General features: G+C 59.4%; 18 protein-coding genes. 4 read left to right on the top strand and 14 right to left on the bottom strand.

Annotation, left to right across the window (positions count from 1 at the left end):
• Positions 1 to 44 precede the first annotated feature (44 nt).
• Complete coding sequence (locus tag IM300_RS11515; protein ID WP_193036549.1) at positions 45 to 1,415, top strand: NAD-dependent succinate-semialdehyde dehydrogenase; 1,371 nt, start codon at positions 45 to 47, stop codon at positions 1,413 to 1,415.
• A 178-nt stretch (positions 1,416 to 1,593) separates the two neighbouring features.
• Here IM300_RS11515 and IM300_RS11510 read toward each other — a convergent pair whose 3' ends face one another.
• Positions 1,594 to 2,139: a YfaZ family outer membrane protein gene (locus IM300_RS11510; RefSeq protein ID WP_063450766.1), complete on the bottom strand. Its 546-nt coding sequence runs from the start codon at positions 2,137 to 2,139 to the stop codon at positions 1,594 to 1,596.
• A 411-nt stretch (positions 2,140 to 2,550) separates the two neighbouring features.
• Between IM300_RS11510 and IM300_RS11505 the strand changes: the two genes are divergently transcribed.
• Positions 2,551 to 3,909 carry an esterase-like activity of phytase family protein gene (locus tag IM300_RS11505; protein WP_193036547.1) on the top strand — a complete coding sequence of 453 codons (1,359 nt, stop codon included), beginning with the start codon at positions 2,551 to 2,553 and terminating at the stop codon, positions 3,907 to 3,909.
• Between the two features lie 48 nt (positions 3,910 to 3,957).
• On the opposite strand, the gene yjiA is transcribed toward IM300_RS11505, so the two are convergent.
• The 13 genes from yjiA to hpaG form a co-directional block, all read right to left on the bottom strand.
• A complete protein-coding gene (gene yjiA, locus IM300_RS11500) occupies positions 3,958 to 4,911 on the bottom strand; it encodes a GTPase (RefSeq protein WP_193036545.1) in 954 nt (317 codons plus the stop codon).
• Positions 4,912 to 4,921: 10 nt separating this feature from the next.
• Positions 4,922 to 5,125 carry a YbdD/YjiX family protein gene (locus IM300_RS11495; protein ID WP_003856610.1) on the bottom strand — a complete coding sequence of 68 codons (204 nt, stop codon included), beginning with the start codon at positions 5,123 to 5,125 and terminating at the stop codon, positions 4,922 to 4,924.
• A 96-nt stretch (positions 5,126 to 5,221) separates the two neighbouring features.
• Positions 5,222 to 7,375 carry a carbon starvation CstA family protein gene (locus IM300_RS11490; protein ID WP_063867366.1) on the bottom strand — a complete coding sequence of 718 codons (2,154 nt, stop codon included), beginning with the start codon at positions 7,373 to 7,375 and terminating at the stop codon, positions 5,222 to 5,224.
• Between the two features lie 282 nt (positions 7,376 to 7,657).
• Positions 7,658 to 8,167 carry a 4-hydroxyphenylacetate 3-monooxygenase reductase subunit gene (locus tag IM300_RS11485; protein ID WP_003856606.1) on the bottom strand — a complete coding sequence of 170 codons (510 nt, stop codon included), beginning with the start codon at positions 8,165 to 8,167 and terminating at the stop codon, positions 7,658 to 7,660.
• A gap of 17 nt (positions 8,168 to 8,184) precedes the next feature.
• Entirely contained in the window at positions 8,185 to 9,747 is a 1,563-nt protein-coding gene (gene hpaB / locus IM300_RS11480; RefSeq protein WP_102750121.1) for a 4-hydroxyphenylacetate 3-monooxygenase, oxygenase component, read from the bottom strand.
• Between the two features lie 195 nt (positions 9,748 to 9,942).
• Complete coding sequence (hpaA, locus tag IM300_RS11475; RefSeq protein WP_063867369.1) at positions 9,943 to 10,833, bottom strand: 4-hydroxyphenylacetate catabolism regulatory protein HpaA; 891 nt, start codon at positions 10,831 to 10,833, stop codon at positions 9,943 to 9,945.
• Positions 10,805 to 12,148 (bottom strand): 4-hydroxyphenylacetate permease, encoded by a 1,344-nt coding sequence (gene hpaX, locus IM300_RS11470; RefSeq protein WP_064910200.1) that lies wholly within the window; start codon positions 12,146 to 12,148, stop codon positions 10,805 to 10,807. The genes hpaA and hpaX overlap by 29 nt, the downstream gene beginning before the upstream one ends.
• Before the next feature lie 21 nt (positions 12,149 to 12,169).
• Entirely contained in the window at positions 12,170 to 12,964 is a 795-nt protein-coding gene (hpaI, locus tag IM300_RS11465) for a 4-hydroxy-2-oxoheptanedioate aldolase (RefSeq protein WP_041911315.1), read from the bottom strand.
• Positions 12,965 to 12,974: 10 nt separating this feature from the next.
• Positions 12,975 to 13,778, bottom strand: a complete 804-nt coding sequence (gene hpaH, locus IM300_RS11460) for a 2-oxo-hept-4-ene-1,7-dioate hydratase (RefSeq protein WP_045259529.1) — start codon at positions 13,776 to 13,778, stop codon at positions 12,975 to 12,977.
• A 106-nt stretch (positions 13,779 to 13,884) separates the two neighbouring features.
• Positions 13,885 to 14,265 (bottom strand): 5-carboxymethyl-2-hydroxymuconate Delta-isomerase, encoded by a 381-nt coding sequence (locus tag IM300_RS11455; RefSeq protein WP_112792024.1) that lies wholly within the window; start codon positions 14,263 to 14,265, stop codon positions 13,885 to 13,887.
• A 9-nt stretch (positions 14,266 to 14,274) separates the two neighbouring features.
• Positions 14,275 to 15,126 carry a 3,4-dihydroxyphenylacetate 2,3-dioxygenase gene (gene hpaD, locus IM300_RS11450; RefSeq protein ID WP_107534635.1) on the bottom strand — a complete coding sequence of 284 codons (852 nt, stop codon included), beginning with the start codon at positions 15,124 to 15,126 and terminating at the stop codon, positions 14,275 to 14,277.
• 2 nt (positions 15,127 to 15,128) lie between these two features.
• The gene (gene hpaE, locus IM300_RS11445) at positions 15,129 to 16,595 is read right to left on the bottom strand and encodes a 5-carboxymethyl-2-hydroxymuconate semialdehyde dehydrogenase (RefSeq protein ID WP_193036543.1); all 1,467 of its coding nucleotides are present in this window, start codon (positions 16,593 to 16,595) and stop codon (positions 15,129 to 15,131) included.
• On the bottom strand, positions 16,592 to 17,869 hold the full coding sequence (gene hpaG, locus IM300_RS11440) for a 4-hydroxyphenylacetate degradation bifunctional isomerase/decarboxylase (RefSeq protein ID WP_193036541.1): 1,278 nt from the start codon (positions 17,867 to 17,869) through the stop codon (positions 16,592 to 16,594). The genes hpaE and hpaG overlap by 4 nt, the downstream gene beginning before the upstream one ends.
• Positions 17,870 to 18,137: 268 nt before the next feature.
• Here hpaG and hpaR point away from each other — a divergent pair, with 268 nt between their 5' ends.
• Both hpaR and tsr read left to right on the top strand, forming a co-directional pair.
• Complete coding sequence (gene hpaR / locus IM300_RS11435) at positions 18,138 to 18,578, top strand: homoprotocatechuate degradation operon regulator HpaR (RefSeq protein WP_063867379.1); 441 nt, start codon at positions 18,138 to 18,140, stop codon at positions 18,576 to 18,578.
• An 83-nt stretch (positions 18,579 to 18,661) separates the two neighbouring features.
• Complete coding sequence (gene tsr, locus IM300_RS11430) at positions 18,662 to 20,326, top strand: methyl-accepting chemotaxis protein (RefSeq protein ID WP_063450753.1); 1,665 nt, start codon at positions 18,662 to 18,664, stop codon at positions 20,324 to 20,326.
• The last annotated feature ends 208 nt before the right edge of the window (positions 20,327 to 20,534 follow it).

Genomic DNA, 20,534 nt, shown 5'->3' with positions numbered 1-20,534 from the left:
TGACTACCCTTAATACCCTAAGCGGTAAAACAAGGAGATTCGATATGGCTTACCAGACAGTAAATCCTGCCACCAACCAGCTCATCAAAGAATACCCCTCACATACCGACGCGGATGTTGAAGCGGCGCTGAAGGCGGCCGATGCGCTCTATCATTCTGACTGGGCCAAAGGCGACATCAGTCAGCGCCTGCCGGTACTGCATAAGCTTGCCGACCTGATCGACGAGCGCACCGAGGAGCTGGCGAAAATTGCCAGTCAGGAGATGGGTAAGCTCATCGAACAAAGCCGCGGCGAAGTGAAGCTGTGCGCGCAAATCGCCCGCTATTATGCGGACAATGCGAAGCAGTTCCTGGCCCCGGTGAAGTATACGTCTGAACTCGGGGAAGCGTGGGTGGAACATCACCCCATCGGCGTGCTGATGGCCGTAGAGCCGTGGAACTTCCCGTACTATCAGCTGATGCGCGTTCTGGCGCCAAACCTGGCGGCGGGTAACCCGGTGATCGCCAAGCACGCCAGCATCGTGCCGCACTGTGCCGAGACCTTTGCCCATCTGGTACGTGAGGCGGGCGCGCCGGAAGGGGCGTGGACCAACCTGTTTATCTCCTCCGATCAGGTAGCGAACATCATCGCCGACGATCGCGTACAGGGGGCGGCGCTGACCGGTTCTGAAAAAGCGGGTAGCGTGGTTGCGGCGCAGGCAGCGAAGCACATCAAAAAATCGACCCTTGAACTGGGCGGAAACGACGTTTTCGTGGTGCTCGACGATGCGGACCTGGAGAAGGCCGTGAAGATCGGCGTTAACGCGCGGCTTAATAACGCCGGGCAGGTCTGTACCGCAGCAAAGCGCTTTATCCTGCACGAGAGCATCGCAGACGCCTTCCTCGAGAAATTCACCGAGGCGTTTAAGCAGGTGAAGATTGGCGATCCGCTGGACGAAAGCACTACGCTGGGGCCGCTGTCGTCGAAAGACGCGCTTGAAACATTGACCAAACAGGTCAACGAGGCGGTGAAAAACGGCGCAACGCTGCACTATGGCGGTAAACCGGTACAGCGTGACGGGAGCTTCTTTGAACCGACCATCCTGACGAATATATCGCGTGAGAACCCGGCGTACTTCGAAGAGTTCTTTGGCCCGGTGGCGCAGATCTACGTAGTGAAAAATGACGACGAGGCGGTCGCTCTGGCGAACGACTCGCACTACGGTCTGGGCGGCGCGGTGTTCAGCCAGGATATCGAGCGCGCGAAGAAAATGGCGTCGCGTATTGAGACCGGGATGGTGTACATCAACTGGCTCACCGATACGGCGGCAGAACTGCCGTTCGGCGGCGTAAAACGTTCGGGTTACGGACGCGAGCTGTCGGACCTGGGGATCAAAGAGTTTGTGAACCAGAAGCTGGTGGTTGTTCGCAAGTAATGTCGGAAATAAAAAAAACCTGCCATCCGGCAGGTTTTTTATTAACAGTTTCATCGCCTTTCTTGCCGGGTGGCGCTGCGCTTACCCGGCCTACAATGTGCAATAATTTTACTCTATTGCACCCTTCATTGTAGGCCCGTGCAAGCGTAGCGCCGCCGGGCGAAACGGGCAATCAGTCTTAGAAGGACACGCCGCCGCCAACATATGCGCCGTCAATCAGCGTGTGGTTTGGACGACCGTCTTTGCCATCAACGCTCACGTGGCGGTAGCCCACTTTCAGCGTAACCGGTTTGACCGGGGTCCAGCTTACGCCGCCGTTAGCTTCAACATAGTTCTTCACGCTGTTGTTCAGGCCGTCTGGCGCAACGTAGCCTTCACCGAATACCCTGATGCTGTCGGTCAGGGCAACGTTCACACCGCCACCGACCGGGAACGCCACGCCGTTATCGCCTTTCTTCGGGCCAACGTAGAGGGCCTTAGCGCCTGCGTTCAGCATCACCGGGCCGACCTCGAAGTTGTAGCCTGCACCCACGCCACCGGTCGTGGTGCCGTCGTCGGTGTTTTTCAGCCAGTTACCTTCGGTGTACAGACCAGAGGTAGATTTGCCCATTTCCACATTCAGGTTGGTAAAGTTTTTACCCTGCTCAATGCTGCCGCCCATTGCCAGTGCGGAGCCCGATACGGCGGTGAGAGCAGAAAGGATGAGAACGTTAAGCTTTTTCATGAGTGTTTCCTCGTCATCAAATTAATCTGAGGGCACCTTAACAAGGGATGTTTATGACTGCAAATGTGATGGGTATCGCAGTTTTATGCTGTTTTTGTTGGGTTTTTTAATCTTAAATGTTGATGAGATGTTTGTAAGGCAAATCGTCAATCCCCAATCCATTCGCGTTTAGGGAAAGTTTATATTTTTGGCTAAACGTTTAATGAACGAGGCGAAGAAAGCCGTTTGAGGTGAATTAATTAAGTTTCTAATAATTTCCAAAAATATTTCAGCTGTCACAGATAAAGACAGAGGTTTACATTTCTGGTGGTTGCTATACGTATTTCTTTGCCGATCCGCTGTCGTTACATGTCATTTTTCTGACACGTTTCTTCATTACGTTGTTGGCTTCACTTACTGGGTGCTAACAATATGAAAAGAAAAATCATTCCTGTGCTGATCGGTTGTGCGCTCTCTTTCTCTGCCCTGGCGGCACAGCCAACCGCGGAGCGCTACGTCGTCAGCTTCCCCGAAGGATCGCATGTTAAATACAGCGGTGCGTTTGCCAGCGCGTTTCCGAACGGGCTTCCTGTGGGGGTGGGTTCTGGTTTGCTGTTCACCGGCAAGCAGGGCGATACCCTGACCTTCGCGACCGTGACCGATCGCGGTCCAAACGCCGACGCGCCAAAGAAGGGCAAAAACGAAGCCAAAATTTTTGTTACGCCGGATTTCGCTCCGCTCTTGATGACCATCCGCGTCCAGAACGGCAAAGCGGAGGCCGTCGATGCTCGCCCGCTGCATGATGATAAAGGCGAGATTAACGGCCTGCCGCTGGAAAGCGGCGTGATTGGCTCGACCAATGAAGTGGCGTTCAGCGACACCTTAAACGTGCTCAAAGGCGATAACCGCGGGCTGGATACGGAAGGCATCACGCCGGACGGGAAGGGCGGTTACTGGCTGTGCGATGAGTATGGTCCGTTCCTGATCAATATCGACAGCAAAGGTAAAATCCTCGCGATCCACGGCCCGCAGGCGACGGAAGGGGAGAAATCCATTGCGGGCGGTCTGCCAAACATCATCAAATGGCGCCAGGCGAACCGTGGCTTTGAGGGCCTGACCCGGATGCCGGACGGGCGCATTATCGCCGCCGTGCAAAGCACGCTGGATATCGACGGTAAGAGCAAAAAGCAGGCGCTGTTTACGCGTCTGGTTAGCTTCGATCCGGCGACCGGGAAAACCGCGATGTACGGTTACCCCGTTGACAGCGCAGCCTACAGCAAAAACAGCGACGCTAAAATCGGCGATATCGTGGCGCTGGATAATCATACTATCCTGCTGATTGAACAGGGTGAGGATAAAAACGACGCAATGCGTAACCTCATCTACAAGGTGGATCTGAGCAAAGCGAGCGACCTGACCGCCTTCGACAAGCCGGGCGACTACCCGGAGTTTGACGATGAGAAAACGCTGGCGCAGCGCGGCATTACCCTTGCTGCAAAAACGCAGGTGGTCGATCTGCGCGCGCTGGGCTGGCAGCAGGAAAAGGCCGAAGGACTGGCGCTGATAGACGGCAAAACGCTTGCGGTGGCGAACGATAACGACTTTGGCGTGAAGGTCGCGATGCAGAACCCGGTCGACGGCAAGAAGCTGAAGGATTATCGGGTAAACGCGGAAGGCAAGCTGACGCTGGATGACAAACCGGTGGAGACCACGCTCAGCGTGAAGCCGCTGAAGAAGCCGGAATCTGACAGCGAGCTGTGGATCGTGACGCTGCCGGAGGCGTTGAAATAATACCAGGGCTTACCCCTCCCCCCAAAGGGGAGAGGGGAAGCAAAGCGGTTATTTCTGTAGCCCCGCAAACGCCGCCCGAATCTCCTCTTCCGGCAGCTGTATTCCAATAAACACCATCACGCTGTGCGGCGCTTCATCGCCCCACGGGCGGTCCCAGTCGGCGCTGTACAGGCGCTGTACGCCCTGAAACAGCAGGCGGTTCGGCTCGCCGTCGATCCACAGCATCCCTTTGTAACGCAGCAGCTTGTCGGCAAACGACAGCAGCAGGTTTTCCATCACGCGGGAGACTTCGCTGATGTCCACCGGGTAGTCCAGCTCCACCACAATCGACGCCACGTCGTTTTGCCTGTCGCCCATAAAGTGGAAGCGTGGTTTCGTGGTGACGTTCTCCTCAAGCATAAAGCCGTTGGTGTTGAACAGCTGTGACAGGTCGATATCGCCGTGCGTTACCGTGTAAATCGGCGCGCGCGAGTTAATGCGCGTCAGGCGCTCACGCAGTTTTTCGCTGTCGCCCGCCACGTCGGTTTTGGTCAGCAGGATGCGGTCGGCGTAGCCAACCTGTGACTGGGCGATGGTGAACTGGTTCATCTGCTCGTCGGCGTGCACCGCATCCACCAGCGCGATGACGCCGTCCAGCAGGTAGCGCTGGCACAAAACGTCATGAGAGAAGAAGGTCTGGATAATCGGGCCCGGGTCGGCCATGCCGGTGCATTCGATCACCAGACGGTCAAAGTCGATGTCGCCGCGATCGCGGCTGTCGAGAAGATCCAACAGAGCGTCTTCCAGCTCGTTAGAGCGGGTGCAGCAGATGCAGCCGTTGGTCAGGGTTTTGATTTGCGTGGCGCGATCGCCAATCAGCTGGTCGTCCACCGAGACTTCACCGAACTCGTTTTCGATCACGGCGATTTTGAAGCCGTGCTGCTCGTTCAGGATGTGGCGCAGCAGGGTGGTTTTGCCTGCGCCGAGAAAACCGGTCAGCAGGGTAACGGCAATCGGGGTCATGGTCTCTCCTTTAGCAGCAGCGGACGCCGCCTTCTCCACTTCCGCCATAGCGCGCTTCCTGACGCTCGCGGAAGAATTCGGTGTAGGTCATGTACGGCTTATCCGGATGGTTGGTCTTCATATGCTCAACGTAGTTGTCATAGTCCGGAATGCCAATCAGCATCTTCGCCGCCTGACCGAGGTATTTTTTCGCTTCGCCTAAGTTACCAAACATAATGCATCCTGATAAGACAAAGCCCGGTGGCGCTACGCTTACCGGGCCTACAGTACCGTTGTAGGGCGGGTCAGCGTAGCGCCACCCGCCATTTTTTTAATGGTGTGAAGAGGTCTTCACGCCGCCTTCCGGCACCGGCACGTACGGGGTCTCTTTATCCGTACGTCCATCGGCGTTGCGCACTTTCATCCAGGTTTTAATCCCGTAGAAGATAATGCTGTACACCACCACCAGGAACAGAATGCTCAGACCCGCGTTGGTGTAGTTGTTCACCACGATATGGTTCATGTTGGCAATCTGCTGCGCGGTCAGATCCGCGCCGCCTGCGGCAATCTTCTCTTTGTACTGGTTAGCCATGAAGAAGAAGCCTTCCAGCTGCGGGTTGGTGCTGAACAGCTTCAGACCCAGCGCCCAGGTGGTGCAGAGCAGCAGCCACAGCGCAGGAACCACGGTCACCCAGATGTATTTGGTGCGTTTCATCTTCACGAGAACAACGGTGCCCAGCACCAGAGCTACGGCTGCGAGCATCTGGTTAGAGATGCCGAACAGTGGCCACAGGCTCTTCACACCGCCCAGCGGGTCGACAACGCCCTGATACAGCAGGTAACCCCACAGGCCTACGCAGCCCGCCGTACCCAGAACACCCGCCACCAGAGAGTCGGTTTTCTTCAGGAATGGCACGAAGTTGCCCAGCAGATCCTGCAACATAAAGCGGCCTGCACGGGTACCGGCATCCAGCGCGGTGAGGATGAACAGCGCTTCGAACAGAATACCGAAGTGGTACCAGAAGCCCATGTCCGCCCATGGCAGCACTTTATGGAACACGTGTGCGATACCCACGGCCAGCGTCGGCGCGCCACCGGCACGGTTCAGCACGGACGGTTCGCCGATGTCTTTCGCGGTCTGCATGATCTGCTCAGGCGAGATCACGAAGCCCCAGGAGCTGACGGTCGCCGCCGCGTGTGCGCTGGCCTCTTTCAGCTGGGCCATGATCAGCGCGGTATTTTCACCGCCCATCTCATGCAGGTTTGGCATGGTGATGCCAAGACCCGCCGGTGGAGTGTTCATCGCGAAGTACAGGCCTGGCTCGATAATCGACGCCGCTACCAGCGCCATGATCGCCACGAAGGACTCCATCAGCATCGCGCCGTAACCGATAAAGCGCGCGTCGGTTTCGTTGGCCATCAGCTTCGGCGTGGTGCCGGAAGCGATCAGCGCATGGAAGCCTGAAACGGCGCCGCAGGCGATGGTGATAAACAGGAATGGGAACAGGGCGCCTTTCCACAGCGGACCGGTACCGTCAATGTATTGGGTCACCGCCGGCATTTTCAGCTCCGGGTTGATGATCACAATCCCGATCGCCAGCCCGACGATCACGCCGATTTTCAGGAAGGTTGCCAGGTAGTCACGCGGAGCCAGAATCAGCCACACCGGCAGCAGGGCGGAGATAAACGCGTACCCGATCAGCGCGAAGGTGATGGTGGTGTCCTTGAAGGTCAGCGCCGGGCCCCAGTACGGGTCGTGCGCAATCACGCCGCCGAAGTAGATCGAGGCGACCAGCAGCACGATACCGATGACCGACACCTCGCCCACGCGGCCCGGGCGCAGGAAGCGCATGTAGATGCCCATGAACAGCGCAATCGGTACGGTCGAGCAGACGGTGAAGACGCCCCACGGACTTTCGGCCAGCGCTTTCACCACGATCAGCGCCAGCACCGCGAGGATGATGATCATGATCAGGAAGCAGCCGAAGAGGGCGATAGTGCCCGGCACGCGGCCCATCTCTTCTTTGATCATCTCGCCCAGCGACGAACCGTTACGGCGCGAGGAGATAAACAGCACCATAAAGTCCTGCACCGCCCCCGCCAGCACCACGCCCGCCAGCAGCCAGAGCGTGCCCGGCAGGTAGCCCATCTGCGCGGCCAGCACCGGGCCGACCAGCGGACCCGCGCCTGCAATGGCGGCAAAGTGGTGACCAAACAGCACGTAGCGGTTGGTTGGCACGTAGTTCAGGCCGTCATTGTTAATGACCGCCGGGGTGGCGCGCGTCGGGTCGAGCTTCATGACCTTCTGCGCGATGTATAAGCTGTAGTAGCGATAAGCCACAAGGTAGACGGAAACCGACGCGACCACGATCCACAGGGCGCTGACGTGCTCGCCCCGGCGCAATGCGACAACCGCCAGACAGAAAGCACCGAGGATCCCGAGTAAGGCCCAGGGCACGTGCTTGAGTAGTTTTTTAGTATCCATAGTAAGACCTGGTTTTTTATGTAAAGAAAAAAGGGTCAGGGTTCGTTGTGAGGAGGTATTGATTAATGCTGGAGCGATCGTGCCAGATCCCCGCGCGCGTAAAGCACGGTAAATGGGTGAGTGGTTGAAAGCGATGCGTGAGCGGTCGAAAGCGGGGGCGAGTGGTTAAGGCTCACCCCCGGCGGAAAGAAATATGTGATTGAGATCACTAAGGATAATCTGGCGCTTCGGGCGCGGCCGTTCACGCCTGTGCGGAAACGCAGCGCTTTTTGTGCAACGGGATCAAACCGCGGCTTCCATCTCCATCATCACCGGGTGGAAACGGCGTTTGAAGTAGATCAGGCCGTGCCCCTCGCTGCTGAGAATGATGTTTTTTATTTCCACGAGATAGACCAGATGGGTGCCGATAGTTTGCACCTGGGTTATCTCCCCTTCCAGACTTGCCAGCGCGCCTTTCAGCACCGGCTGCGCCAGCGGGCCTTTCTGCCAGCAGGAGAGCGCGAAGCGCTCCTCCATGGCCATGCCCGTCATTCCGGCAAAGTGGCGGGCCATGATCTCCTGCTCGTGGTTCAGCACGTTGACGCACAGTTTGCCGTTGCCCTGAAAGACCGGGTTCATGGCGCTGTTGGCGTTGATGCAGACCATGACCGAGGGCGGGGTATCCGTTACTGAACAGACCGCAGTGGCGGTAATACCGCAGCGACCGGCGTCGCCCTCGGTGGTGACCACATTGACCGCCGCCGACAGGCTGGCCATTGCGTCGCGAAAACGCAGGCGTTCTTCAGATTGCATTGAAACCTCCCGCTGCGCTATTTCAGCAGCTTATCCAGCATGTTGATATCAGTGTTGTTATGCAGGTGCGGCACGGTCCAGCCGTGCTGGTCGTATTCGGACATGCAACGGTCAACCATCGCCATCATCTTGTCCATGTTGCCGGAGCTTTGCGCCTGACGCAGGCATTGCAGGCGGATCTCGTCCTGGCTTCCGGAGTAGTTAATCTCGTACAGCTCGTGGCGACCGCCAAACTCGCTGCCGATGGCGTCCCACATCAGTTTCAAAATCTTGATGCGCTCGACGTGATCCATCCCGTTGGAGCCGCGCACGTACTTCGCCAGATACTGGTCGATCTGCGGGTTGTTCAGGTCCCGCGCGCTGGACGGCAGGTAGATCAGCCCGGAGGTCACGTTGCGTTCGATGATGTTCTTGATCTTCGCGTAGGCCATTGGCGCCATCACGCGGTAGGTCTGCAACGCCGCGTGGTCAGGCAGGTACGCGCCGTTCACCCACGGCGTCGCTTCGGAGCACATGGAGTCGCTCAAGGCCCAGAACATGTTGCGCCACGCCACCACTTCGCCGAGATCCGCCTGCACGCCGCGAAACTCCAGGGTGCCGGTGCACTCCAGGGATTTTTTCAGCAGGGCGGTGATGAAGTCGAGCTTCACCGCCAGGCGCACGCAGGCCTGAAGCGGATACATGCGGGCGAAGCCGCCCTCCATCGTCCAGCGACGGCAGCGGTCAAAATCGCGGTAAATCAGCACGTTTTCCCACGGGATCAGCACGTGATCCATCACCAGAATCGCGTCGTTCTCGTCGAAGCGGCTGGAGAGCGGATAGTCATACGGGGAGCCGGTTGCGCCTGCCACCATCTCGTACGAGGCGCGGGAGATCAGCTTCACCCCTTCGGCATCCATGGGGGCGACGAACATCAGCGCGAAGTCCGGGTTTTCGCCCATCACCTGCGCGGAGCCAAAACCGATCATGTTGTAGTGGGTCAACGCCGAGTTGGTCGCCACCACCTTCGCGCCGCTGACAACGATCCCGGCGTCGGTCTCTTTCTCCAGCTTGATGTAAACGTCCTTCACCTCGTCCGCCGGCTTATGGCGATCGATCGGCGGGTTGACGATGGCGTGGTTAAAGTACAGGCCGGTTTCCTGAATGCGGGTGTACCAGTTGCGGGCGTTCTGCTCGAACTGACCGTAGAAGGCAGGGTTCGCTCCCAGCGCGCAGCCGAACGCCGCTTTATAGTCCGGCGTGCGCCCCATCCAGCCGTAGCTCAGGCGCGACCACTCGGCGATGGCGTCGCGCTGCTGGCGCAGGTCGTCGGCGCTTTTCGCCACGCGGAAAAATTTGTGGGTGTAGCCGCCGCTGCCGGTGTCGGTGCCCCAGCACAGCGTATCCTGCATGTCTGGCTTGTGCAGGGCGTCGTACATCTGGGCGATGGACGCCGCCGCATTGCGAAATGCCGGGTGGGTAGTGACGTCCTTAACGCGCTCGCCGTAGATATAAATCTCACGGCCATCTTGCAGGCTTTTTAAATACTCTTCACCGGTTAACGGGCGTTTGGCATCAGCGCGGAAATCTTCAGGCTTCATAGGGACCTCGTATCGGAAGATGATTGTTAAATTTATGTTTTGTTTTTGTTGTTTAATTGAAGCGTGAGAGGGGCGGAACGTGAAGGGACGATTGGGACAACGGCGGGTACTTTTCGGGCGGGATTGGGATTTGTGATCTGTGCGGGTTTTTGGCGGGTAGCGCTGCGCTTACCCGCCCTACATACCGCGATGCGCTCAGGAAACCGGTACTTTCTGCGCCCGATACGCGCTGGGCGAGCAGCCCGTCAGGCGATTGAAAAAGCGGGCGAAATAGGCCGGATCTTTAAATCCCAGCTGCCAGGCAATCTCGCTGACCGCGCTGTCGGAAAACAGCAGCAGACGCCTGGCCTCGCGCAGCTGCCGGTCGAAGATCAGCCGTTTCGGCGAGCGGTTGGCGAAGCGGCGGCAGATGTCCGTCAGGCGGGATTCGGTGAGGTGCAGTTCGCTGGCGTATTCCGGCACCGTCCAGTGCTGGTGATAGTGGGTGTCGATCAGCTGGGTAAAGCGCTGAAACAGCTTCAGCTCGCCGCGCATGCCGCTGGCCGCGTGGTCGTCGAGCTTCGCGTTGCGCAGCAGCAGGGTAAAGACCGCCTGCGCCAGAAGGACCAGCGTATGCTCACGGCCCGGCAGCTGTGCCGTGGATTCCCGGGCAATGAGCTGCCAGTAGTGCTTCAGCGCCGCCAGCTCGTCAGGCTTGTCGGCAAGCGACAGGCAGATCCCCGGCAGGCCGAACGCTTCCCGCGTGCCGGGGTAGAGCACTTCTAACAGCGGCCAGATGAGATCCTCGCGCACCGTCAGCACGTGGCCGTCGCTGTCGGATTCGGTGATAAACGCGTGCGGCACCGACGGCGGCGTCAGCACAAACAGCGGCGCCTGCACCGAATAGCGGTGGTCGTCGAGCTGGAGCTCAATCTGCCCGGTGTCGAGAAAGTGCATCTGAAAATACTGGTCGTGACGGTGCGCCTGCATGTCGCGGCCAAAAAAGGCCGCCATGCGCGCGAACGACTGGTAGTGCACGTCGTCGGAGCCCAGACTTTCGTCGTACTCCTTGCTGATATCAATGTTGGCGATAGGGCTCTGGCACATGCTCGTTCCTCTGTTGAACCCGCTGCGTCATCGGGATGCGCGTCAGCACCAGCGCGCCGACCACCAGCAGACCCGCCACGAACCACAGCCCGGAGCTGAAGCTGCCGGTCGCGTCGCGCAGAATACCAATCAGCAGCGGGCTGACGGCAGATCCGACGTTGCCGATGGCGTTGATCACCGCCAGCGCCACCGCGCGGGATTGCAGGCTAATAACCTGGTCCGGTGTGGTCCAGAATATCGCCATGGCGGTAAACGATCCGGTTGAGGCCATGATGATGCCAAGCAGCTGGATCAGGCTGTGATCCGTCGCGGAGGCCAGCATCCATCCCGCCGCTGCAAACAGGTACGGCAGGATGGTGTGCTTTTTTCGCTCTTTCAGCCTGTCGGAGCGGCGACTCCACCAGATCATCCCGAGGATGGTACAAAACTGCGGGATCGCCGCCAGCAGGCCAATCACGATATTGCTGCTGCCGGTGTTGAAGCTTTGCAGGATCTGCGGCGTCCAGATGTTGATCGCGCTCAGCGTATTGGTCAGACAGAAGTAGGCCAGCGTGTAGAGCAGCACGGCGGGCGTAAGCACCTCGCGAAGTGTCGATCGCGGCGTGACGGATTGGGCGATAGCGACCTCCTGCTCGCGGGCGATCATCGTTTTCAGCGCCTGCTTTTCGTCTTCATCCAGCCATGTGGCCTGATCCGGCGTGTCGTTGAGGTAAAACCAGGTCACCACGCCGAGCACCACCGACGGCAATCCCTCCAGCAGAAACAGCCACTGCCAGCCCTTCAGGTTCCACAGCCCGTCCATCGCCAGAATATACCCGGAGAGGATCGAACCAAGCATCATGGTCACCGGCATGGCGATCATAAACAGCGCGTTGGCGCGGGCGCGGTGATAGGCCGGGAACCACCAGGTGAGATAGACCAGAATCCCCGGCAGGAAACCGGCTTCCGCAATGCCCACCAGCATGCGCAGGACGTAAAGCGTTTCAGGGCTGGTGGCGAACATGGTGCAGGTGGAGGCGATGCCCCACACCACCATGATCCCGGCGATCCAGCGCCGCGCGCCGACCTTCGCCAGCATGATGTTGCTGGGGATCCCGCACAGCACGTAGGTGACGTAAAACAGCGTCGCGGCCAGGCCAAACATGGTCGACGTGAGGCCCAGATCTTTGCCCATCGTCAGTCCGGCAAAGCCGATGTTGATGCGATCGAGAAACGAGAAAACAAACAGGATAAAGAGAAACACGATCAAACGACGGAACAGCTTATTTATTGCGCGATGTTCTACATCTTTATTATGCAGGGTTGAGGTCGTCATGTTGCGCTCCACATCGTACGTTTAGTAGACGGATTTATTGTTATCAACTGCTGTGGTGACGTCGGTAAAGCGGGCCGCCAGCGCTTCGGCGCTGCGGGCGAGCAGGGTGGTATCCACACCGACCGCCACAAACAATGCGCCGAGGCCGAGATAGCGTTTCGCCAGCTGTTCATTCGCCATCAGGATGCCGGGCGCTTTACCCGCGCTGAGGATCTGGGCGATCGCCTGCTCAATGGCGGCCTGCACCTCCGGGTGCTGCGGGTTGCCGGCAAAGCCCATATCGGCGCTCAGATCCGCCGGGCCGATAAACACGCCGTCCACCCCTTCCACGTCCAGGATCTGCGGCAGGTTTTTCAGCGCCTCGCGGGTTTCGATTTGCACCAGCACGCACATGGCGTCGTTAGCCTGATGCAGGTAATCCGGGATGCGGTTCCAGCGCGACGCGCGTGCCAGGGCGCTGCCGACGCCGCGAATGCCCGCAGGCGGGTAGCGGGTGGCGCTTACCGCCAGCCGCGCCTCGTCGGCGTTTTGCACCATCGGCACCAGCAGGGTTTGCGCCCCCACGTCCAGCAGCTGCTTGATCTGCACCGGATCGTTCCACGACGGGCGCACCACCGGCTGGCTGGGATAGGGGGCGATGGCCTGGAGCTGGGTTAAGACGGTTTGCACGCTGTTCGGCGCGTGCTCGCCGTCGATCAGCAGCCAGTCAAAACCGGCCCCGGCCAGCAGCTCCGCGCTGTAGCTGCTGGTCAGCCCCAGCCATAAGCCGATTTGCGGACGGCCCGCCTTCAGCGCCGCTTTGAATGCGTTTTGCATGATCGCCTCCTTACACAAAGCGACAGCTGATGGAGCCCATGTTGCCGTAGTCAACATGGAAGGTGTCGCCTCTGCTGGCGGCAACCGGACGGGTAAACGAGCCGCCGAGGATGATTTGTCCGGGCTCAAGCTGCACGTCGTACGGCGCGAGCTTGTTCGCCAGCCACGCCACGCCGTTCGCCGGGTGGTTAAGCACGCCAGCGGCGACGCCGGTCTCTTCGATCACGCCGTTGCGGTAGAGCAGGGCGGAGATCCAGCGCAGATCCAGCGCGTCGGGCTTAATCGGACGACCGCCGAGGATCACCCCGGCGTTGGCGGCGTTGTCGGAGATGGTGTCGAACACCTTGCGCGGGCGCTGGGTCTCCGGGTCAACGTTGTGGCAGCGGGCGTCGATCAGCTCCAGCGCGGGGATCACGTAGTCCGTGGCGTTGTAAACGTCGAAGATCGTGCAGTTCGGGCCGCGCAGCGGTTTTGCCAGCACGAAGGCCAGCTCCACTTCAATGCGCGGGACGATAAAGCGGTCAACGGGGATGTCGCTGCCGTCGTGGAAGAACATGTCGTCCAGCAGCGCGCCGTAGTCCGGCTCGCTGATCTGCGAGCTGGCCTGCATCGCCTTCGAGGTGAGGCCAATCTTGTGGCCTTTCAGCACGCGGCCTTCGGCAATTTTCAGGCTCACCCATTCGCGCTGGACTGCGTAGGCGTCTTCAATCGTGATCTCCGGGTACTCCAGCGAGATCGCGCGGATCTGCTCCCGGGACTGTTCCGCCTGATGCAGGCGGTGGGCGATCAGGGTATGGGTGTGTTTGTCGAGCATGGCGTATCCTTTGTGCGGCTGTTGCCGGGTGGCGCTTCGCTTACCCGGCCTACGTTCGAGCCGTTGTAGGCCCGGTAAGCGAAGCGCCACCGGGCGAAAAAGATGTCTACTTAAACAACGCGTGTACGTTGTTTTGTTTGTAGTTGAGCGTCGGATCGAGTTCTTCCATGGCGAACGACAGCGCCAGATAGCGCTCCGCCATCAGCGCCGCGAAATGGGTTTTGATCAGCGCAAACAGCATCTCCCCCACGGCTTCCCGGCTCTCCAGGCTCCGGCCCGCGCCGATCTTCAGCGTCATATGCACAAAGGCGTAATCATGCTTACCGTCCGCCATCTGCCAGGTGTCCAGCCAGTGGGCGCGGCTGCGGATGCCGCCGAGCGGGAAGATCCCCGTGGCGGCCAGCGCCTCGTTCACTTTGGCGAACAGCCCCGGCAGGTCGGCCTGCGCGCGGAGGTTGTCGGTACATTCAGCAATAAAGTGCGGCATAACGACTCCTTACGCGGGCAGCGGGAAAACGGCGTTAACCTGGCCGGTGCCGGAGCTGGCGAACAGCTCGGTGAGAAACTCCACCTTGCCGTTGTAGTTGTCCCAGCCGAGCATCCCCAGCAGCATCACCGTGTCGTGCATGTTGCCCTCGCCGTAGCAGTAGTCGGCATACTCCGGCAGCATGCTGCAAAACTCTTTAAACTGGCCTTCACGCCACAGCTTGACCACGCGCTCGTCCATCTGGCGGTCGAACTCGCGGGTGTAGCTGTTCATCCCTTCCTCGGCGCGCTGGTCGTCGATAAACCTGTGCGACAGCGAGCCGCTGGCGAGCACCGCCACGGTGCCGTCGTACTTTTCGATGGCGCTGACGATGGCCTCGCCCAGCCTGCGGCTGTCGGCGAAATCGTGAACCGTGCAGAACGCGGAGATGGAGATCACTTTGAAGTGCTTATCCGCGTTCATGTAGCGCATCGGTACCAGGGTGCCGTACTCCAGCTTGAGGCTCGGGATGTTGTGCGCCTTGGCGCGCACGCCGAGCTTCACCGCTTCGTCGGCGATCAGCTGCCCGAGCGCCGGATTGCCGTCGTAGTCATACGTCATGTCGCGGATAAAGTGCGGCAGCTCGTTGCTGGTGTAGACGCCTGAAAAATGATCCGCACAGTTGATGTGGTACGCGCTGTTTACCAGCCAGTGGGTGTCGAACACGATGATGGTGTCCACGCCCAGCTCGCGGCAGCGCTTGCTGATCTCTTTATGCCCGTCGATGGCCGACTGGCGGCAGCCGTGGTTTTTCCCCGGCAGCTCGGAAAGGTACATCGACGGCACGTGGGTGATTTTTGCCGCTAACGCTAGCTTGCCCATTGTCAGATCCCCCATTTTGGAATCGGATGGTCGCCCATGGAGATGCAGACGTTCTTCATCTCCGCGAACACCTCAAAGCTGTACTCGCCGCCTTCGCGCCCGGTGCCGGAGGCCTTCACGCCGCCAAACGGCTGGCGCAGGTCGCGCACGTTCTGGGTGTTCACGAACACCATGCCCGCTTCAATGTTGCGTGCCAGACGGAGCACCTTGCTGACGTCCTGGGTCCAGATGTACGACGCCAGGCCGTACTCCACGTCGTTCGCCAGGCGCAGGCCTTCCGCTTCATCCTTAAACGGCAGCAGGCAGGCCACCGGCCCGAAGATCTCCTCCTGCGCGACGCGCATGCGGTTGTCGACGTCCGCCAGCACCGTCGGGCGCAGGAAGTTGCCGCCTTTCAGGTGCGCGGGCAGGTCGGTCGGTTTGTCCGGGCCGCCCGCCAGCAGGGTTGCGCCTTCTTCAATGCCGAGGCGGATATAGCCGGAGACTTTCTCCCAGTGCTGTTGGCTGATGAGCGCGCCAATCTGGGTGTTCGGATCGGTCGGGTCGCCCACGCGCAGGCGGTTGGCGCGCTCGGCAAAGCGCCTGACGAATTCCGGGTAGATGCTCTGCTGGATGAAAATGCGCGAGCCGGCGGTGCAGCGCTCGCCGTTGATGGAGAAGATGGTGAACAGCGCGGCGTCCAGCGCGCGCTCGATATCCGCATCTTCAAATATCAGCACCGGGGATTTGCCGCCCAGCTCCATGGAGTATTTCTTCAGCCCGGCGTTTTTCATGATGTTGCGCCCGGTGGCGGTGCCGCCGGTGAAGGAGACGGCGCGCACGTCGTGATGACGCACCAGCGCGTCGCCCGCCGTGGCGCCGTAGCCCTGCACCACGTTCAGCACGCCCGCCGGAATGCCCGCCTCCAGCGCCAGCTCGCCCAGTCGGTCGGCGGTCAGCGGCGAAAGTTCGGACATCTTCAGCACCGCGGTGTTGCCCAGCGCGAGACAGGGCGCGACCTTCCAGGTGGCGGTCATAAACGGCACGTTCCACGGCGACACCAGCGCGCAGACACCCACCGGCTGCACCAGCGTGTAGTTGAGCATCTTGTCGTCGACCGGGTAGGTTTTACCGTTCATCTGCTGGCACACCTCAGCGAAAAACTCGAAGTTGTGCGAGGCGCGCGGAATGAGCACGTTTTTGGTCTGATGGATCGGCAGGCCGGTGTCGGCGGTTTCCATTGCGGCAATGTCCGGCACGTTCTGGTCAATCAGTTCGCCCAGGCGACGCATCAGGCGCGCGCGCTCCTTCATCGGCAGGTTGGCCCATTTCGGGAACGCCTCTTTAGCGGCGGCAACGGCCTGATGAATTTCCGCTTCACCGCCGGAGGCGACTTCCGCTAATACCTCGCCGGAGGCCGGGTTAGTGGTGTGGAAGTACTCACTTCCGGCGACGTTTTTACCGTTGATCCAGTGGTTAATCTTTTTCATTTTGCAGTCTCCTCACTGACAATTCGGTTTACCAGGCGGCCCACGCCTTCCACCTCCACCACCACTTCATCGCCCGGCACCACGTCGGACAGCCCCTTCGGCGTGCCGGTGGCAATCATGTCGCCGGGTTGCAGGGTCATAAAATCGCTCAGATACGCAATCAGGTAGGGGATGCTGAAAATGAGATCGGCGGTGGTGCCTTCCTGACGCAGTTCGCCGTTGACGTAGGTGCGAAGACGAAGGTTGTGCGGATCGGGAATCGCTGATTTCGGCACGACGTGCGGGCTGATGGGGGTCAGCCCGTCGCGGCTTTTTACCCGCAGGTTCGGGCGGTAGTAATTTTCCAGGTAGTCGCGGATGGCGTAGTCGTTGCAGACCGTATAGCCCGCGACATACTCCATCGCCTCGGCTTCGCTGACCCTGCGCGCCGTCTTGCCGATGACCACCACCAGCTCGGCTTCGTAGTGCATGTATTCGATATTGTTCGGACGCACCGAGGTCTGGTTGTCGCCGTTAAAGGTATTTGGCGCTTTGATAAACACCAGCGGTTCGGTGGGCGGCTTGAAGTCCAGCTCGCTGGCGTGATCGGCGTAGTTAAGGCCGAGGGCAAACAGCGTGGCGTGCGGCGGCGCGGTACGGGTAAGGGCGACGTCGCGCTCATCCACCACAGGGTTTTCCAGCGGCGGAAATCCTTCTGCCAGAATGCGTACCCGATCGCCCGGACGGATCTCGACGCGGCTTTGCGGCGTGCCGAGCAATATGGCATCGCCGGGATTCAGGGTGGCAAATTCGCTCAGGGCGCTCAGCAGTTCGGCGGCGTTGCGGTGCAGATCGGCGGTATTCCAGTGGTCCGCTTCGCGGCCGTTGATCTCGGTAATGATGGTCAGGTTGTCCACGCTATCAACGGCGACAGGCTCGCCGAGCGGGCAAAATCCATCCCGACATTTGGCCTTAATGGCCGGGCGATAAAAGCTCTCCTCCGGCAGGCTGATTTCGTTGGCCAGCGCATACCCGGCGATGTACGCCGCCGCCTCTTCAGCGCGTACTTTGCTGGCGGTTTTTCCCACCACCAGCGCCACCGTCGCACCGCTTAACACCGTTTCCCCCTGCGGAAAAGGAATCGGTTCGCCTGCGCGGATAACGGTGTTGTGTGGCTTGATAAACCATACCGCCGTTTTTGGCGGCGCGTTATAGGGGGCTTTTTCAAACGCCTCTGCCCAGGCAGCACGCTGGCTCTGGTGGTTTAGCGCCACGGCAAAAACAGTACCTTTCATTCCCATACTCCTCAGACCGGATATCCGGTTTGGATTTCATTAATATGTTAATGATCTGGTTTTATGCTTTTGCTGAACGTTTCGCAATCAGAAGTGAATAATTTGTGATATGAGTAACAATAAATTTACATAAACAGGTAAATGTACTATTGAATCAATGCATTAAAAAAAGCGCGTTGTTTCTGTTAGACTTTTTAGGTAAAAACGTGCTGTTGATAAAAGCATCTGTTTTGAATTGTTTACTTGTTAATGATGTAAGGGGAAGGCTATGCATGATTCATTAACCATCGCGCTGTTGCAGGCGCGTGAAGCGGCGATGGGCTACTTCCGCCCGATAGTGAAGCAGCATAATCTGACCGAGCAGCAGTGGCGTATCGTCCGCGTGCTGGCCGAGCATCCCTCCATGGATTTTCACGATCTGGCGTTTCGCACCTGCATTTTGCGCCCGAGCCTGACCGGCATTCTGACGCGCATGGAGCGCGACGGTCTGGTGCTGCGCTTAAAGCCGGTGAACGACCAGCGCAAGCTGTACGTGTCGCTGACGAAAGAAGGTAACGCGCTGTACCAGCGTGCTCAGGCGCAGGTGGAAGAGGCGTACCAGCAGATTGAGGCGGAATATACGCCGGAGAAGATGAAGCAGCTCACGGCGCTGCTGGAAGAGTTTATTGAACTCGGAAACCGACATATCGCCGCGCGGGACGAAGCGTAAAAACCCTAAATTCCAGGATGATTTTCGTAAAGTTTTCTCATGCCAGGCCGAATATTCTGTATCTGTCTGAGGAAAGAGAAAACATGTTAAACCGAATCAAGATTGTCACCAGCTTACTGCTGGTTTTAGCGATATTTGGCCTTTTACAACTCACGTCCGGTGGTCTTTTCTTCAATGCCCTGAAGCATGACAAAGAGAATTTCACCGTCCTGCAAACCATTCGACAGCAACAATCCACCCTGAACGGTAGCTGGGTGGCGCTGCTGCAAACCCGTAATACCCTGAACCGCGCGGGTATCCGCTACATGATGGATCAGAACAATATCGGCAGCGGCTCTACCGTCGCCGAGCTGATGCAAATTGCGTCTGCGTCCCTGAAGCAGGCGGAAAAAAACTGGGCGGATTACGAAGCGCTGCCGCGCGACCCGCGTCAGAGCGACGCTGCGGCGCTGGAAATTAAACGTAATTACGATATCTACCACGGCGCGCTGGCCGAGCTGATCCAGCTGTTGGGGGCAGGCAAGATCAATGCGTTCTTCGACCAGCCGACCCAGAGCTATCAGGACGGCTTTGAGAAGCAGTACGTCGCCTACCTGCAACAGAACGACGCGCTGTACCAGACCGCGGTTGAAGACAGCAACAGCTCTTACCGCCAGGCTATCTGGGTGCTGATTAGCGTGCTGGTTGCCGTGCTGGTGGTGATTGTCGCCGTCTGGCTGGGCATTAAGCAGGCGCTGATATCGCCGCTGAACCGTCTGATCGACAGCATTCGTCATATCGCCAGCGGCGACCTGGTGAAGCGCATCGACGTGGAAGGCTCCAACGAGATGGGCGAGCTGGCCGACTCCCTGCGCCATATGCAGGGTGAACTGGTGCGTACCGTGGGTGACGTGCGTAACGGCGCAAACGCCATTTACAGCGGCGCGAGCGAGATCTCGATGGGCAATAACGATCTCTCATCCCGTACCGAGCAGCAGGCTGCCTCTCTGGAAGAGACGGCGGCCAGCATGGAACAGCTGACTGCCACCGTGAAGCAGAACGCCGAGAACGCCCGTCAGGCGAGCAACCTGGCGTTGAGCGCCTCTGAGACGGCGCAAAAAGGCGGTAAAGTGGTGGATAACGTGGTGCAGACCATGCGCGACATCGCCGGCAGTTCGCAGAAGATTGCCGACATTATCAGCGTAATCGACGGCATTGCCTTCCAGACCAACATTCTGGCGCTGAACGCGGCGGTAGAAGCGGCGCGTGCGGGCGAGCAGGGCCGTGGTTTTGCGGTAGTTGCGGGTGAAGTGCGAAACCTGGCGCAGCGTAGCGCCCAGGCGGCGCGCGAGATCAAGAGCCTGATTGAGGACTCCGTTGGCCGGGTGGAAGTGGGTTCAACGCTGGTGGAAAGCGCCGGGGAAACCATGGGTGAAATCGTGAATGCGGTTACCCGCGTGACGGACATCATGGGCGAGATTGCCTCTGCGTCTGACGAGCAGAGCCGCGGTATCGACCAGGTCGGCCTGGCGGTGGCGGAGATGGACCGCGTGACCCAGCAGAACGCCTCGCTGGTGGAAGAGTCTGCGGCAGCGGCAGCGGCACTGGAAGAGCAGGCGAGCCGTCTGACGCAGGCCGTTGCGGTGTTCCGTATCCAGCAGGAGCAGATGAAGGCGCGCGAGTTCGCCTCCGCGAAAAGCGTTGCCGCACCGGTGATAGCGCGTAAACCGGCGACCGCAGATGCGGGCGATAACTGGGAAACGTTCTGATCGCGTGCGGTTTGCCGGGTGGCGGCTGCGCCTGACCCGGCCTACGGGATGTGCGTGTTGCCGGGTGGCGGCTACGCCTGACCCGGCCTACGGGATGTGCGTGTTGCCGGGTGGCGGCTACGCCTGACCCGGCCTACGGGATGTGCGGTTTGCCGGGTGGCGGCTACGCCTTACCCGGCCTACGGATTGTGCGTGTTGCCGGGTGGCG

It is taken from the genome of Enterobacter cloacae complex sp. I2, assembly GCF_014896205.1.
Taxonomy (GTDB): Bacteria; Pseudomonadota; Gammaproteobacteria; order Enterobacterales; family Enterobacteriaceae; genus Enterobacter; species Enterobacter quasihormaechei.
Note: the sequence above shows the minus strand (reverse complement) of the source record. Positions and strands in the feature narration are given on the sequence as shown.